At 52.9% G+C, this 14976-nt stretch carries 16 protein-coding genes; 7 read left to right on the top strand and 9 right to left on the bottom strand.

Going from position 1 to position 14976, the window contains the following annotated elements; genetic code table 11:
* Positions 1–117 precede the first annotated feature (117 nt).
* From ACXAGD_RS22460 to gspG, 8 genes are read right to left on the bottom strand one after another with little or no spacing between them, the layout of a single operon-like run.
* Complete coding sequence (locus ACXAGD_RS22460) at positions 118–903, bottom strand: hypothetical protein (protein ID WP_475214267.1); 786 nt, start codon at positions 901–903, stop codon at positions 118–120.
* Entirely contained in the window at positions 896–1552 is a 657-nt protein-coding gene (locus tag ACXAGD_RS22455; RefSeq protein ID WP_475214265.1) for an anti-sigma factor, read from the bottom strand. Before ACXAGD_RS22455 ends, ACXAGD_RS22460 begins: the two co-directional genes overlap by 8 nt.
* Positions 1549–2118: a sigma-70 family RNA polymerase sigma factor gene (locus tag ACXAGD_RS22450; RefSeq protein WP_475214263.1), complete on the bottom strand. Its 570-nt coding sequence runs from the start codon at positions 2116–2118 to the stop codon at positions 1549–1551. Before ACXAGD_RS22450 ends, ACXAGD_RS22455 begins: the two co-directional genes overlap by 4 nt.
* Positions 2115–4034 (bottom strand): type II secretion system secretin GspD, encoded by a 1920-nt coding sequence (gene gspD, locus ACXAGD_RS22445; RefSeq protein ID WP_475214261.1) that lies wholly within the window; start codon positions 4032–4034, stop codon positions 2115–2117. The genes ACXAGD_RS22450 and gspD overlap by 4 nt, the downstream gene beginning before the upstream one ends.
* A gap of 6 nt (positions 4035–4040) precedes the next feature.
* On the bottom strand, positions 4041–4895 hold the full coding sequence (locus tag ACXAGD_RS22440; RefSeq protein ID WP_475214259.1) for a type II secretion system protein N: 855 nt from the start codon (positions 4893–4895) through the stop codon (positions 4041–4043).
* Positions 4892–5260 carry a type II secretion system minor pseudopilin GspI gene (gene gspI / locus ACXAGD_RS22435; RefSeq protein ID WP_475214257.1) on the bottom strand — a complete coding sequence of 123 codons (369 nt, stop codon included), beginning with the start codon at positions 5258–5260 and terminating at the stop codon, positions 4892–4894. The genes ACXAGD_RS22440 and gspI overlap by 4 nt, the downstream gene beginning before the upstream one ends.
* On the bottom strand, positions 5241–5744 hold the full coding sequence (locus ACXAGD_RS22430) for a type II secretion system protein (RefSeq protein WP_475214254.1): 504 nt from the start codon (positions 5742–5744) through the stop codon (positions 5241–5243). Before ACXAGD_RS22430 ends, gspI begins: the two co-directional genes overlap by 20 nt.
* The gene (gspG, locus tag ACXAGD_RS22425) at positions 5741–6208 is read right to left on the bottom strand and encodes a type II secretion system major pseudopilin GspG (RefSeq protein ID WP_475214252.1); all 468 of its coding nucleotides are present in this window, start codon (positions 6206–6208) and stop codon (positions 5741–5743) included. The genes ACXAGD_RS22430 and gspG overlap by 4 nt, the downstream gene beginning before the upstream one ends.
* A 74-nt stretch (positions 6209–6282) precedes the next feature.
* Between gspG and gspL the strand changes: the two genes are divergently transcribed.
* Genes gspL through ACXAGD_RS22390 form a run of 7 tightly spaced genes read left to right on the top strand, consistent with a single transcriptional unit; the run spans position 6283 to position 12910 of the window.
* Positions 6283–7437, top strand: coding sequence for a type II secretion system protein GspL (gene gspL / locus ACXAGD_RS22420; RefSeq protein ID WP_475214250.1), 1155 nt, complete (start codon positions 6283–6285; stop codon positions 7435–7437).
* Complete coding sequence (gene gspM / locus ACXAGD_RS22415; protein WP_475214248.1) at positions 7437–7886, top strand: type II secretion system protein GspM; 450 nt, start codon at positions 7437–7439, stop codon at positions 7884–7886. Before gspL ends, gspM begins: the two co-directional genes overlap by 1 nt.
* A complete protein-coding gene (locus ACXAGD_RS22410) occupies positions 7883–9361 on the top strand; it encodes a GspE/PulE family protein (RefSeq protein ID WP_475214246.1) in 1479 nt (492 codons plus the stop codon). Before gspM ends, ACXAGD_RS22410 begins: the two co-directional genes overlap by 4 nt.
* On the top strand, positions 9358–10560 hold the full coding sequence (locus ACXAGD_RS22405) for a type II secretion system F family protein (RefSeq protein WP_475214244.1): 1203 nt from the start codon (positions 9358–9360) through the stop codon (positions 10558–10560). Before ACXAGD_RS22410 ends, ACXAGD_RS22405 begins: the two co-directional genes overlap by 4 nt.
* A 39-nt stretch (positions 10561–10599) precedes the next feature.
* The gene (locus ACXAGD_RS22400) at positions 10600–11649 is read left to right on the top strand and encodes a penicillin-binding protein activator (protein WP_475214242.1); all 1050 of its coding nucleotides are present in this window, start codon (positions 10600–10602) and stop codon (positions 11647–11649) included.
* Positions 11650–11678: 29 nt separating this feature from the next.
* Positions 11679–12098 carry a PulJ/GspJ family protein gene (locus ACXAGD_RS22395; RefSeq protein WP_475214240.1) on the top strand — a complete coding sequence of 140 codons (420 nt, stop codon included), beginning with the start codon at positions 11679–11681 and terminating at the stop codon, positions 12096–12098.
* Positions 12095–12910, top strand: coding sequence for a type II secretion system minor pseudopilin (locus ACXAGD_RS22390; protein ID WP_475214238.1), 816 nt, complete (start codon positions 12095–12097; stop codon positions 12908–12910). Before ACXAGD_RS22395 ends, ACXAGD_RS22390 begins: the two co-directional genes overlap by 4 nt.
* Before the next feature lie 322 nt (positions 12911–13232).
* Here ACXAGD_RS22390 and ACXAGD_RS22385 read toward each other — a convergent pair whose 3' ends face one another.
* The gene (locus ACXAGD_RS22385) at positions 13233–14825 is read right to left on the bottom strand and encodes a DUF4331 domain-containing protein (RefSeq protein WP_475214616.1); all 1593 of its coding nucleotides are present in this window, start codon (positions 14823–14825) and stop codon (positions 13233–13235) included.
* Positions 14826–14976 lie beyond the last annotated feature (151 nt).

Raw genomic sequence — 14976 nt, 5'->3', positions numbered from 1 at the left:
GGGAAGGGAAACGTTTGTGAATCCTGTTCTGTTGGATCGTCAAAAAGCTTCGCGTCTGGTTTCCGACAATTTGTTTGTCGCGTACTCCATACTTTCTTAGTGGTTCGAGTGTCTTGACTATTCAACTTTTGATCTGGGGTTTTGGTTTTTCGACGTCGTCGTAAAGTACGTCGACACCCAATCGCTATGCCAACTGCCGTTTAGCTGACGACGGAGTGTCACTGTATTCAGCAGACAGTCGGTATTGTCGGGCAGTATTGGTTGCACCAGGCCATCTTCATTTGTTTCTAACGGTGTTACATTGACTTGGTCGTCGTTCGAAGAGCGACAAAACAACCACGATGGTTGTTTCGCGAGGGTGTCTGATCCGGAGTACAGTCTAAACCCGTCTTGTTCGCGTACCCATTCCTTTTCCAAACCGACTCTTCTATCTGGCTGGAACTTACTATCAAATTGGACGAGTGTTTTAGAGTAACGCCGATACGTTTCGTAAACAAATCCGTTCTCAGTTACACTGGGCTCGGCAGTGTTTACTCGACCATCCAGACCGACCGACTGCACAAAGTCGAGAAAACTACTCTCAGATTTGTATGCGTGTTTATGTTGAAAGGTCTTTACTGCGAGAATATGTAGGCCGTCACCTAACGCGGCGAGCCGACCATTAGCCAGAGAATGTGAATTCAAAGTTTGGGAATTCTCTGGTCCGATCCAAACAGCCAGCTCGTACCCCGAAGGATCAAACGTAAATTGCTTGCCCACCAGTTTTTCTCCGACAAAGACAGCCGGCGTCACATATTGTCCTTCAGACGATGTAGTTTGAGGTGCTTCGATCCAAAACTCATGGGCGGTGAGCGGAAGTGAACTGAAGCACACCAATAGAAGGGAGGAAAGCACCTTAAACATCTTGTAGCTCTCCCAGTGCGACGACAGGGCCTGTTGGTAAGCCCGTTGGAGACCCGCCAGCCATTTCGATACTAACGGCCAGGTTAGCGCCGTTTGTGAGCTCTTCGCGAAGCGGCAATGAATCATTGGCACTAAAGGTTCCCAAAGACACAGGTTGTGTATCGTTTTGCAGAAGCCAAAGCTCATAAACTGACCCGCTCGGTAGATCACCCAGCTCGGACACGATATTCAACTGGGCTAGATCCCGGTCAACGCTGACAACTGCAGAGCCGTTCTCGCCACTGAGTTCGGCCATTAAGTCTTGATCAGGAGTTATGTTGTTGGTGATTTGCCAGCCGAGTAGCGCCAAGACCAGCGCCAGCGACGTGGAAGCGGCGGTTAACCGGCCCCAGAAAATCCAAGTTGAACGCCGTGTGTTAAACAGGCTTCGGTCAATGCGGGTCTTAACGCGGTATGGCGGTATTAGATGGCCAAAACTATCATTCAGTCCTTTAAGCCTTGCCTGCCACTTTTCTATCTGGTCAGAAAACACAGTATCGGACCGCATTAGCTGTTCGGCGCGTTGTCTATCTTCCCAATTGAGAACGCCCAGCACATACTCTGCCGCCAGCGCGTCATACTCATCAGGTTCTATGGTAAATCCAGTCATCTTGCAGATTGCTCCAAACAGTCACGAAGGCTAATCAAACTTCGACGCAGCCATGTCCGAATTGTGTTGATCGGTTTGTCGAAACGATCGGCCAGATCCTGATAGGAATAACCTTCCAGGTAGGCAGATCGCACGGCTTCGGCACGTTGATTATCCAGTTCTTCCAAGCAGTTTTCGATTTGGCTTCTTTCTTCGGACACAGCGGTGGCGGCTTCCGGCGTTAGATTGCCGTCCGGGATATTCTGCGCCATTTCAATTGGCGCAGGCGGTTCTTTTCTTGCGCGCAATTTATCTATGGCCAGGTTGCGGGTGACCGTGATTAACCAAGATGTTGCGCCAGATTGGCCGGGTCGGAAGGTATCTGCGCGTTGCCATATCCGGATAAATGCTTCTTGGAGCACATCTTCTGCTTCGGCGCGGTTTTTCATTATCCTTACTGCAACAGCAAAGAGTCTTCCGGAGGTTTGAGCATAAAGCGCATCAAAGGCTTTTCGGTCCCGCAATGCTACACGCATAATTAGGTAGTCCAAGTCATACGCTTGGGTTTTGATGGAAATTTTATTCAATACACACCTCCTAACTCAAGATTCACAGGTGCAGACCCACTTCGTCTTTGCGTTTGAGTTCCTTCTTCGAGGGGAAGGGTGCCGCGAGCGCGGTCCAGCGATCGAAGTCGTTCTTCATACGTCGTTTTCAGTGAAACATTCGAACGCATCACCGTCGGTTTCAGGAATACGAACAGTGTTCGTTTTGTGCTGTTACTGCTGCGTGATTTGAACAGGTTTCCAAGGACCGGAATATCGGCTGCACCCGGTACTTTCTGAAACGATTTCAGATTGTCGCGGGTAATCAGCCCACCTAGGACGATAGTTGATCCACTTTGAGCCAAAACACTTGTTTGTATGGCTCGACGGTTGGTGATTAAGTCGGCCGCGCCTTCGACATTGGCATTTACCAGCGATGAAACTTCCTGGCTTATATCCAAACGTACAGTGTCGCCTGTATTGACGCGCGGCAGAACATTCATTGTTAGCCCGACATCTTGCCGCTCGATCGTCGTAAATGGCTCGACGCTATTTCCATCCGTGGCGAATGTTCCCGTACGAAACGGCACGTTTTGGCCAACGACAATCGAGGCTTCTTGATTGTCCAGTGTCATTAACGAGGGCGTGGATAGCAAATTTGCAGAAGTTGTCTGATTCAATGCCTGGATCAGAATTCCGAAGTCACTATTACCTATTGAAAAAGTACCACCAGTCGGAGCGAGTCCTGCATTCCCACCACCAAGGGCCGCAAGGAGTGTACCAAGCGCAGCGCCTCCATTGCCGAAAGATGTAGCTACAATTCCGCCAGGTGGGGCAAATTCATTCAGGCCAAGCTGAACGCTCAACCGGTCTGCAACATCGCCTGAAACTTCAACAATTGCAGCCTCTATCAGTACCTGCGCGCGTTTTTTATCGAGTTTCTGGAGCAGGCCAGCAACTTCATTCAGTTGTGAGTCTGTTCCGCGGGCTACAATCGCATTTTGAGCTGTATCCGCAGCAATAGTGACCGCTTCCCCGTTGGAAATTGTCTGAGTTGTATCCAGCCCGTTTTGCTCCAGATCGGTCGCGACGGCATTAGTGGTTATGTTTCCCCCAGAAGACAGAGCGGTGTTCAGTATACCTGCCACTTGTTCGGCCTCACCGAAGCGCAACGGAAAAACACGCGTAAAGACTTCAATCTGCGGATTTGGAACGGGGGGTACGTCCATTGCGCGGGCCAGAGTGTCCACCTCTTCGATCTCGGCTACTGTTCCGCGTACAAGCAGAGTGTTCGAGCCTGGATCTACCGACAACCTTGCACCGGTCGGGTTGGGTCCCAAAACTTCTGCAATAGCTGCGCCCACGACGCCGGCTTGGGTATTGCGGAACTGGATGACGCGTGAAGTGCGATTTTGTTCTTGGTCCAGTCCGTTGGCCAATGACAAAATGCGGGCAACTCGTTCGGCGGTGTCTGTGACCAAAATTGCATTTGGCTCACTTAGGGCTTCCAGGGAACCGGATGCCGCCACAAGTGGTTGCAAAACCCGGGCAGCTTCGGTCGCAGGCAGGTTTCCAAGTCTGAACAGTCGTGTCACAAAGTCCTGACTTCCAGCTGTCTCGGCATTTTGGCCGCTTTTTGCTGCAGCCCGTGCGGTGTCGAGAGGCACGATTTGCCAGACGATACCACTTTGAACGGCATGAAAACCGCGTGCCCGGAGGATCGACTGGAACAGCTCCCACGCGCCGTCGCGGTCCAAGGGGTCTGCCGACACCACTGTAATTTCGCCGCTTAGGTCTGGGGGTACAATCAATGTACGGCCCGTAATATCCGCGATCTGTTCGGTCAGGAGCGATATGTCGCTATCCCGCAGGTTTATCGTGAATTGCTCCTCCTGCGCCCAGAGCGCTGGGGGAGATGCGGCAATAGCCAGCAATAGTGCAAGAATACGCAACAGCATATGTTGTCACCTTAGTGGAAAGGAAAAAGTGAGGATCCGACCATTGCGCTCGACTTCGAGACGGGCTTGGCCAGAGGCGGCAATTCGGTCGTAAAATCGCCTGTCGTCGTCGGGGTTACCTACGGCTTGGCCATTGACCGAACGCACCAGGTCTCCCGATTGTAACCCGGCCAGTTTGACACCGATGTTATGCTGCTCTGCGATGACATAGCCGTCATCAGTAGGCTTCAGGCCAATATCTCGCAGTACCGCACCAGGGTTCTTGCGGATACGTTTGCGCCAATAGTCAATGTACTCCAACGTAGTCTCGGGAGGCCCAGACTTTACGCGCTTGGTTGGCACTACGTACTTTAGAGGCTTTTGCGCGATCTGATCTTCGGTTTTCTTTTCGGATTCATCGCTTTCAAGAGCCGTATCTTCGTCGTTCAGGAACAATGTCAGTGTCTGGTTCTGGCCGGTCAAGCGCACGTGATCCGCGGCCACATCGGACAAGGCAAATGTGGGTGTCACCGATTCCTCTTCACGAAAAAGGCCAACGGTTCCATCAATCTCAAGAAACGCCGTTGAACCCGTCTGGCTAGAAAGGACAACGCCTCTCAGGACGAACTTTGGCAAGTTGCCGGATGGTACTGTTTCAGCAGTGTTTGATAGGTTGGTCCGGCCAAAAGGAGACTTTTGTAGTAGAACTTCAAGATTTGGGCGTTCAGTTGCCGGGATGCTTAGAGGCCTTGCAGGAGACGTGGATTCTAAAACCACGATTCCCATCGAATGACGTGCTACAGGTACGGCAGCGTAAACCAGCGAACCAACTGCCAGCCCAACCAGAGCCAGACGCAAAAGTAATTCTGCGATCGCCCTCACTTTGCACCGCCCGCGTTTTCAATGAACCCAGTCAACCGGACAAGAGCCGAATTGCGCTCACTGACTGGACTGACAGATATTTCGACCCGGCTCAGTTCAGAGTCAGAGGTGTTGGAACGTACGGTTGATACCCACCAATCGCGACCGTCCGATTGTACAATGTCTGTTAGATCGCTTAGGCCGAGACCCAATTCGACTAACCGATTTTCCGCGATCCAACGGGCCGTTGCCCGGTCAGAGTACGCCGCAATAGCGCGTGTATGTTCCTCAACTGCTGAAAGCAGCGTCGCAGCGGATACGGACAGAATGCTCATGGCGACGAGCGCCTCGAGCAAGCTAAATCCGCTATCGGTCTTGCGTCGCATTTCTCTTGTTGTCCTCTCCGATTTGCATCAAGCGCAGGCCGTCGAAGCTTAGATCGGCTCCGTCGGTCACTTCGATGCGCAAGGCGCGCCCGCTTTGTGGCGCCAATGCCGGCGACACAGCGAACACCTTGTCTTCGTCCACATGGAAAGTGATACGGGCATACCGGGCAAAAAGTTTCGGAGAGTTTTGGCGGGTGTCCGGAGAAGGCTCCCACTTTTCGTCGTCAACCAAATGAAGTAAGACGATATCTTCATTGTTTTGCCAGATGCCAAAACTTTTTCCGCCGGAAAGCGCTTGATCGATGGCCGCATCAAGTCGGTATTGCAGCGTCAGCAATTCAAGATCGCTTTCCGTCGATGCTTGACGTGATGGCACAGAGAGGATGGCCGCGCCGGCGACGATTGCAAACAACGCCAGGACGACTAATATCTCTATCAGCGTTACACCGGTTTCAGACCTGCGTTGTTCGCGGGAGTAGGTCACGAGCCAGCTTGCGCCTCGCCTGTGCGCATTGGGATGTCTGCGTCCACACCATTTCCTCCAGGAGCCGCATCAGCGCCCAGCGAAACAAGTTCGAACTGCCCGGCAGCTGCGCGATAAACATAAGGTGTTCCCCACGGATCCAACGGCACATCCGCCAAGTAGCCACCTATGGGCCATGATCTGGGAAGTGGCGGGCTGACTGGTCTCTCTGCCAAAGCGTTAAGGCCTTGGACTGTTGTTGGATAGGTTCCGTTGTCCAGCCGATACAGCTGAAGAGCATTAGCCACGGTGCGCATGTCCGTCTGCGCAACGGTCACACGCGCCTCGTCCGGCCGACCAATGACATTGGGCACAATCAAAGCGGCAACCACCGAAATTATGACGAGCACAACCATCATTTCTATTAGCGTTACGCCAGCATCAGCTTTGCGTGAGTTTTGGGTTCTGGATGCGAATCTAGTCATGAAACTTTTCCTGTCTGGCTTTCGTATCTTCGGGTACATAGGCGCGTTCACTCGTTCCGTAAAGGAAAAAAAGTATGCTAAAACAAGAGGTTAGCGTGAACCATGAAGAGCGCCATCCAGAACGGTCTGTGGCCTTGGTGCCGCTTTCGGGAACGTCAGGCAGTCCCGGTGTAGACCCAACTCTGCGTGATCGGGTGATGGGGGCGGTTACCTCTGACGCCTTCTCCCCGACTTTCATTCCAGGGGCTGCAACGCTGATTTTCCCGGTGTCTCTGCCGGTGAAATCCGCACGCCAGCGTCGTTCTGCACTTCCCTTTGCTGTCGAGCCCTATTTGGCGGAACCTGTCGAGCAGGTCACTTTGGCTTTGGGTCCGCAACTCTCCAGCGGTGATTGGTTGTGCGTCGCAATAAATAACGACAGGTTGAGCGGGATTCTTGAACATGAAAAGGTGACCGGGCCTGTTCTGCCCGATACATTGGGGGTTCCATTGCCCTCAAGGGCAGATGCCTGGGCGGTTTGGTGTGGAACAGACACTGTCCATTTGCGCTGTGCAAATGGGGCTGGACTCGCGACGAGGCCTGACCTTTTTGGAGACATTTGGCGAGCATTCGGATCGCCTGAAATCGAATTGTATCATGGTTCGCTGCCAGTAGGCGTTACCGCCACATTCAAAACAGAAGCAATCCCGCCGCTGGATGCGGGTGTGCTATCGGTTGATTTGGTCGGTTCTTCTCGCAGGGGATCGGACCGTCGGTTTGTCGCGCTGGCCCGCTTTGCGGCTATTGTTCTTCTCGCCGCGGGGGTTTCTCACACCGGCTTATTATGGGCTGATGCAGTTGCCTTGGAACGTATCGCAGCAGATCGTTTGGTTCAGGTTCAGGACCGGATATCAGGTCTTGGCTTAAACATCGATCCTGATGCCCCAATGTCGACCATCGCGACCACGCTTGCAGAGTATGCTCAAAAGGGTGAAAGGCAGGAGCCGCTGTTGTCGTCATTAGTTCAAGCAATCGATGCATTACCTTCGACATTTTCTGTAACTGTTCGCGAACTCAGATATGATGCGGTATCCGGCAATCTTGCTTTGTTGATCGAAGCAAACGACCTAACGGCGCTTCAATCTGTTGAAACGGCCTTCCAACAAGCTGGCTTGTCAACAACTGGTGGGGCGGCAACACGCAGCGATGCTGGTGCCGAAATGCAAATTGTAATCGCGGGGGGCGCGTAATGCGACGCCTAACCGAGCGAGAAACGTGGTTGATCAGCATAACTGGGTTCGCTGTATCTGTAGTCTTGATCTGGACTCTTGTGGGGTCCCCGGCAATTGAGTGGCGTGCTGCCAGCCGCTCTCAAATTGCTCAGCTAAACTCAATCTCCGGTTTGTTGGATCAGCTTTCGACAGGCGGCTTTCAGGCTCAAACCGCAAATGAATCCCTGCCACCTTTGCCTATCAGGGTCACTGAAACCGCTGGTCGGATTGGTGTAGATATTCAACGCCTCGATCCTCAGGGTTCAGCGCTCACGATTTCGCTAAACGAAGTTGCGTTTGTCAATTTGGTCGGATGGCTGGATGAGCTTACTGGCCCGAATAGGGTGCGTATACTCAGCGCTGAACTAGCGCGTCGTCCTGAACCGGGTATTGTTAGCGGCCGTTTCGTTGTGGAGGATGCGCAATGACAACGCTGCCCTATTCCTTTTCGCGTACCAATGGGCTTGCTCTAAAGGGTGATGCTTGCCTTGTTTCAGAGCCGACAAGCCTCACTGCATTTGCCGAAGCGCAGCGTGTAAATGGACATGCGTTGAAGGTTCAAAGCGTGTCTGCCAATGCTCTTTCAGAGGCACTTGAAGAGTTGTACCGTGACAGCGCCAGTGCTGCGGCAGGTGCAGCCGAGCAAGCTTCCGGAGTTTCGGGGGGCGCAGATCTTGAAGCTCTGGCCGATAGTGCAGCTGAGGTTGATGATCTCTTGGATCAGCGCGACGACGCTCCGGTTGTGCGACTTATTAATGCGTTGTTGCTGGAAGCGATCCAATCACAGGCATCGGATGTTCATATCGAGGTCGAAGAGAGTGCTCTGGTCGTCCGTTTTAGAGTCGACGGTATTCTGCGCGAGGCACTTAATACCAATCGCGCGCTTGCGCCACAATTAATTAGTAGAATCAAAGTGATAGGGCGATTGGATATCGCTGAAAAACGCAAGCCTCAGGATGGTCGTGTATCCATACGAGTTGGTGAGTTTCATATGGATGCCCGGATTTCGACAATACCGGCACAACATGGCGAACGAGTTGTTCTGCGTCTGCTCGACCGTAACCAGACTCGAACTGGTGTGGAAACGTTGGGCATGAGCGATAAGATGCGCGCAACATTTGAGCGGTTGCTTCATAGACCTGATGGTCTGGTACTTGTGACCGGTCCGACTGGATCTGGAAAGACGACGACGCTGTATGCCGGTCTCGATCTGCTCAATGACAAGCAGAGAAACATTATGACTATCGAAGATCCGATAGAATATGCTTTGCCCGGCATTGCACAAATGCAGGTAAACCCTGCGACAGATCTGACCTTTGCACGCGGTTTGAGGGCATTGTTGCGGCAAGACCCGAACGTGATCATGGTTGGGGAAATCCGCGATGGTGAAACGGCCCGGATCGCTGTTGAAAGCGCAATGACTGGGCACTTAGTGATGTCGACGCTGCATACGAACAGCGCGATCGGAACGGTTGCGAGGCTTATTGATTTAGGGATCGAACGGTTCTTGTTGGCACCTATGCTTAGGGGGTTGATTGCACAGCGGCTGGTGCGCCGGGTCTGTCCCGATTGTGCTCGGCCACGAGATATAACTCCGGCCGAAATCACGATGCTCGGTGATGAAATGGCAGCCGATGAGACAGTTTTGGTCGGTATCGGCTGCGCAGCTTGCGAAGGCAGTGGGTTTCGCGGGCGTGTGGCGCTTTACGATCTTGTGGAAGTAACGCCCGACTTGGAAAAACTGATTGCATCCGGTGCAAGCGAAGCTGAGTTGTCTAGTGCCGCAGGTGGATTGTCTACTGGCCTACTGGGCGACGGAGTTGGCAAAATCCGGCAAGGTTTGACTACGCCAAACGAGGTGGCCAGGGTCGTCCTTGACCCTGGTGCAGATGGTGTAGGATGACCAGATTTCGTTATCGCGCCGTCGATCAGGCTGGCACAACACGCCGGGGTGTATTGGACGCCCCTGACATTTCTGGCGCTCGGGAGCGCCTGCGTGAGAAGAATCTTCTGGCGTTATCAGTGAGTGAGGCACGCTTTGTCCCTGAATTGGGTGACCTGCGTATTTGGTCCGGATCAACTCGTTTGAGCGCAGCAGAGGTTTCGGTCTTCACCCGCCAAATGGCGACACTGATATCAAGCGGTGTGCAGATTGAGTCAGCTCTAGCTGCGATTGCAGCCCAAACGACGCCACGTATTTCAGCACTTTGCCGTGCCGCACGGACTGAGATTTTGAACGGCGGCAGTCTCAGCAAGGCACTTGAACAGCAACAAGCTCAGTTCGACCGGTTTTATCTAACGTCACTACGATCAGGAGAGCAATCTGGTCGACTTGGCGCCGTTTTGGATCACTTGGCCGATCACATGGATGCCTCGCGGCGTCACCGTCAGACAGTTGTTTTAGCGTTGATTTATCCTGCGATTTTGGTTGCGGTATCTGTCGCAGTCATTTTCGCGCTATTGGTTTATGTCTTGCCAGATATTGTCCGGGTTTTCGCCGCGCGCGGTGCTGACTTGCCGCCACTTACCAAAACGATGATTGCACTGAGCGACGCGATTTCGAGATTCGGAGTTTGGATCCTTTTGGCCGTTGCGGTTCTAATCGGTGTTTTTGTTGCATTGTCACGCAATGCGGCGGTGCGTGTGATGTGGCATCGCGTGCTTTGGCGGGTAGGTCTAGCCAGGCAAATCGTTCTGGTCCAATTCACGGGTACACTATCAACCTTAACACAAAGCGGCGTGGCACTGACTGACGCCCTTAAAGCTGCAACTGCAACAGTGGGAAATCTCCAGGCGCGTTCATGCTTTATGCAGGTCGCGGATGACGTTCACGAGGGAGTGTCCCTTTCGCAAGCGCTTGCAGCCCATCCAGAGTTTCCGCCGATGATGATCACCATCGTTGCAAGTGGCGAAGCCAGTGGTCGATTGCCGTTCATGCTCGGGCAATTCTGGAATGATCAATCGCAAAATCTGCAGGCTAGGATCAAAACTATGGTGGGGCTGGTTGAACCACTGGTTCTGCTGGCAATGGGTGGAATCGTAATGCTTCTGGTGCTCGCGATCCTTCTGCCGATCGTCAACCTCAATACGCTGGTGGGCTGATACCTGGACCTGTTCAGAGTACAAACCGGAGTGAGATACATGAATGAAGCTGCAAACCTGAATCGTCGACGTTTCTGTCTTACACTTGCAAGCCTGCCGGTTCTTTCCGGTTGTGCTTCTAGTCTACCTTCTCAGGGCGTTAGTAAGCTGGATGGGCAACGAAGGGTTACGGCTTTATTGCCGCTTTCAGGCCCGCGGGCAGAACTGGGTCGCAGGATGGCAAAAGCAGTTTGGTTGTCTGAGGATTTGGGCGTCTCAACTGCACGTACCAATATATTGGATTCCGGTGACTCTGCTCAGATGGCATCTGCTGCCGCTTCGCAGGCTGTTGCCGCTGGATCTGACGTGATAGTTGGGCCTCTGTTTCGCGAGCAAACAAGCGCAGTTCTGAAAACCGCTGGCGACGTTCCGGTTCTTACTCTCTCTAACGATAACAGCTTGGCAACTCAGGGGGCCTGGGTATTTGGCGTAACGCCTGAACAGTCGGCACAAGCGGTGCTTAACTATGCGGCCGGCTCGGGCGCAAGACGAATTGCAACACTGGAGGACAATGGTCCGCTGGGTATTAGGTCCCGGGCTGCTTTGTCTGCAGGGTCCCGAGCAACCCTTCTACCCGTCGTTCCGGCAAACACCAATCCCTCCAGAATGGGTGAGGCCCTTCGCAGTGCCGGGGGGGGTGAGCTTCCCGACATAATTTACGTGCCAGGTGCGAGTTCGGCAGTTTTGGAGCAGGCGGTCGCAGCAGTTGAAACAGGTGTGACAACAATTGGATCAGTACAATGGTCGGGTCTTTCAGACACACAATTTTCTCGCTTGGACAAAGCTTGTTTCACCGGACCAGATCCACAGAAATTCAACCAGCTCTCGACCAGCTTTCGAACACAGCTCGACGATGAATTAGGTATAATCGGTGCGCTGGCAGTTGACGCGGTCGCGTATGCTCGTGGTGCGGGCAGCGGCGCAAATCTAACGCAGCGCAAGCCTATTGATGGTTTGTTAGGCGCTGCACGTTTCGAGCCTAATAGAGTCTGTTCACGTAGCCTGGCTGTTTTACGGATAAATGGCGACGAAGTCGTTCGGGTCGCATGAACCGGCGTTGCAGCCAATCTGGCGTCACGATGATCGAAGTGCTGGCTGCATTGTCGGTCTCTGCCATGATTGGTATTGCCGGCTTCACCCTTTTGGATGGGGTTGTCAGCCAAGATGCCAGATTGAAGGGCCGGATCGATAATATCATGGTGCTTGATCGCGCGTTTCAGTTGCTAATCCTGGACACTAGTTCCGCTCGTAGCGTCGGACTGACAGACCAAGGTAGCCTTCGGTTGGTCGAGCAGAGCTATGTTGTAATTTGGCGGGCGGATGACAATGGGCTGCGTCGTGAGCTCGTATGGCCAGACGATGAACGCATCGTTCAAGTCGTTCTTGAAGAGGCTACACAATTTGCTCTTCATTCAAATACAGACCAGGGCTTGGTCGTTGAGTTGCCTAATGACGACTTGGTCCGTTTGATCTCGCTCCCAGCTCCGGTTACGCAATGAAGCGGAAGAAAGATCAGGGTGTCAGCCTTCTGAATGTTCTGGTTGTCGTTGCAGCAGGGGCAGGGTTGGTTCAGGTTATGCTTTCAAGTCAGGGCCGTGCACTTGATCGATTGTCCACGGCCCGGGACTTATCTCAAGCTCGTGCATTGGCCGAAGGTGGCATAACTTCAGTCGCAATTGCATTGCGTCGGGATCTTATCGATGCGCCAGACAGCGATCATCAAGGAGAGGAGTGGGCGCAGGCTGCGCAGAAAATTGCTCAGTTTGAATTTGGAAACTTCGCTATTGAAATCGAAGACTTGCGCGGACGGTTCGATCTCAATTCGTTAGAGGCGGGAGGGCCCACTCAACTGAGTGTGTTTGAAGAACTACTTGTTCAATTGGATCTGCCAAAGGTTCTGGGTGCGGAAATTGTCCGCATTATTGCTGCAGATGGTCTTCTCGCGTCTCCGGAAGATCTTCGGCAGAAAGGGATATCGGATACAGCTGTGGAAAAACTGAAACCGCATGTAACGGCTCTGCCTGTAAGGCATAATCTGAACCTAAATGCGGCCGACAGAACTGTGATGTCGGCAATGTTCCGAAATGATGTTGCTGCTGACGGTCTATTGTCACGTAGGAGCGCAAAAGGAAGTATTGACCAGTCAGACCTAGCTGCGATTGGTCTTGTTCTCCCACCTCTGTCTGGGTTTAGCTCGGACGCATTTTCTGTAGAGGCGACAGCCGAAGTAGGCATTTCGAAAGTAGTTGTGAAACGGGTAATCTTACGTGACGGCGAAAGCGGAGAAGTCGAAATCATTCCCGGAAACTGAATAGCCGCCGCCGGATGACCGGCGGCGGCTGTGTTGTCATTGAAGTGTTTGACCTTGAGTTCTAATTCCTTCAACGCTGAAGGGATCATTTTCCAGGTCAACAATCAGTCCGTCGTTGACGAGCGCTAGTGGGGTGTCGTTGGCGTTTTGATTGAACGCCCTGTCGAATAGCTCACTAATAAGGAACTCTCCGTCTGGGCCGTCACTGTCGTCACACGCTGCGAGCCCCAAAAGTAGAACGGAGACGACCGCCAGTCGAAGGCCTGTGCCTGAGGTTCTGAGTTGTTTCAGAGACATTTTGTTAATTCTCCGGACGTGGGTTTCACAATTGCGGCTCTGGTGCACCAGAGTTGTTCGGAGAACCCGAAATCGGTGTGTTGAGGTACGGGAACTCATTCTGCAAATCGCCTGCAGAAATCGGAGCGCCATCAGTGAACTCTGTGAGTCCTACAGCAGCCTGATTAGGTGAGCAGAGCCGCAAGCTAACGTTATCCGTGTCCGTGTCTTCGACAGCTCCTGGGACTTCTAGTTCGGCTCCCAGAGGAACATTGTGACACAGTCTTCCCATCGCAACCCGCAGGACGATGTCGACGACATCATCGCCAGGGCGGCGTCCATTCGGGAAGCCTGCAACGTCCTCAGCCAAAAGCCCCAGAGTTTGCTGATCGACTTGAAGCGTCGGGGGGAGCATTGTGTTCAGACGCATCATTTCCGAGGCCCTGAAATTCTCACCCCCAGGCATGTTCACATCTTCAAACCCTGTAAGGAAAGCAGCTACCAGGTCGTTACGTGGAAAATTGGTAGGTGCTGTTCCATTTTCACCAAATTGAGACTGGACAATTGCCGGGAACGTAGGATTGGTTACGTAGGTCAAAAAGTTTTCGCCATCGTCGAACGGCTCGGACGCGTTAAACAGATCTTTGTCAGGAAGACCGATTACGAGTTCGTTTACCAATGGCATCGACAACCGGGATTTCTGCGTCAATGCGCCACCAACGCGCGAAGTGTCCTCGTAAGTTGGGTCCGGGTTCTCAAGCTCTGCTTGCGGAATACTTGCTGTTGTCCATCCTCCGATTACTGGATCGCTAGCCGTTGCAATGCACTCAATCGGAAGTTCCAGAGCTAGCGTCGTGACATTCACTCGACCAGCCACGTCGTCATTGGCACGGTCTTGAGTGATGCCTACTCCCTCGATTGGAACAAGATTGATCAGATCGAACACTTCGCCAAGGTTTACGGCAAAGGCCTCAGCGCGCTGCCCAACAAAGACGCGACCTGGAAGGTTGCAGCCCTGCATGTTGAAGTTGTACTCGAATTGCTCAGCGTAGTTTTGGTAGCCTTCAGGACCTTCGAAGGTTTTCTGCCCAATGTTGTCCAAAGGCTTGAAAAAAGTTGCGTTTTGTGTGGCAGCATCTGTGATCGCACTGCGCGTGCCGTCACGGCGATCGCCTTCGATTAGCGTAAGAGTGTAGGTTTCTGACTCATTCAGATCCCCGTCTACTGGTCCGGTAATGGTATTGCTATTCCTCAACGGGATGGCAACGTTCACGCCACCGATAGGCAGTCCGATACCCGCTCCACCTAGCGCCAGTTGGTTTTCGAAATTGAACTGAAATGTAAGATCCTCAATCGCATCACCGTCATTGTCGATGTGAATCTCGTAAACAGCGTCCTCATCCATGGTGTAATAGTTTGGACCACCGTAAGCGACCTGCAGCGGCTGGTAGTTTGCTAGAATGGTCACATAGGCTTCGCGGCCGGGCTCGTAGCTGCGGAACATGTAAAAGTCCGTGCCGTCCAGTTTGGGGTGTTTGGTGATCCCCGGCGCCTCGCGATGCGACGACGCTAGAACGGGCCCAGAGACCGTCGCAAGCGCTGCGACCAGTGCGGTACTGATCGACAATGCATTTTTCATTTTCATATCGTGTCCTCGTCAGTTCTCAAATTGCTCGGTCAGACGTCGTTTCACAAAAAACTTCTGCGATAGGCGCCTTACGGCAACGGTTTTTCAGCCCTGTAGCGACAACTTTGGTGACGCTATCAGGGGCTGCGTAGATCAAGACGAA

Source organism: Ruegeria sp. ABF4_144 (assembly GCF_056160045.1).
Note: the sequence above shows the minus strand (reverse complement) of the source record. Positions and strands in the feature narration are given on the sequence as shown.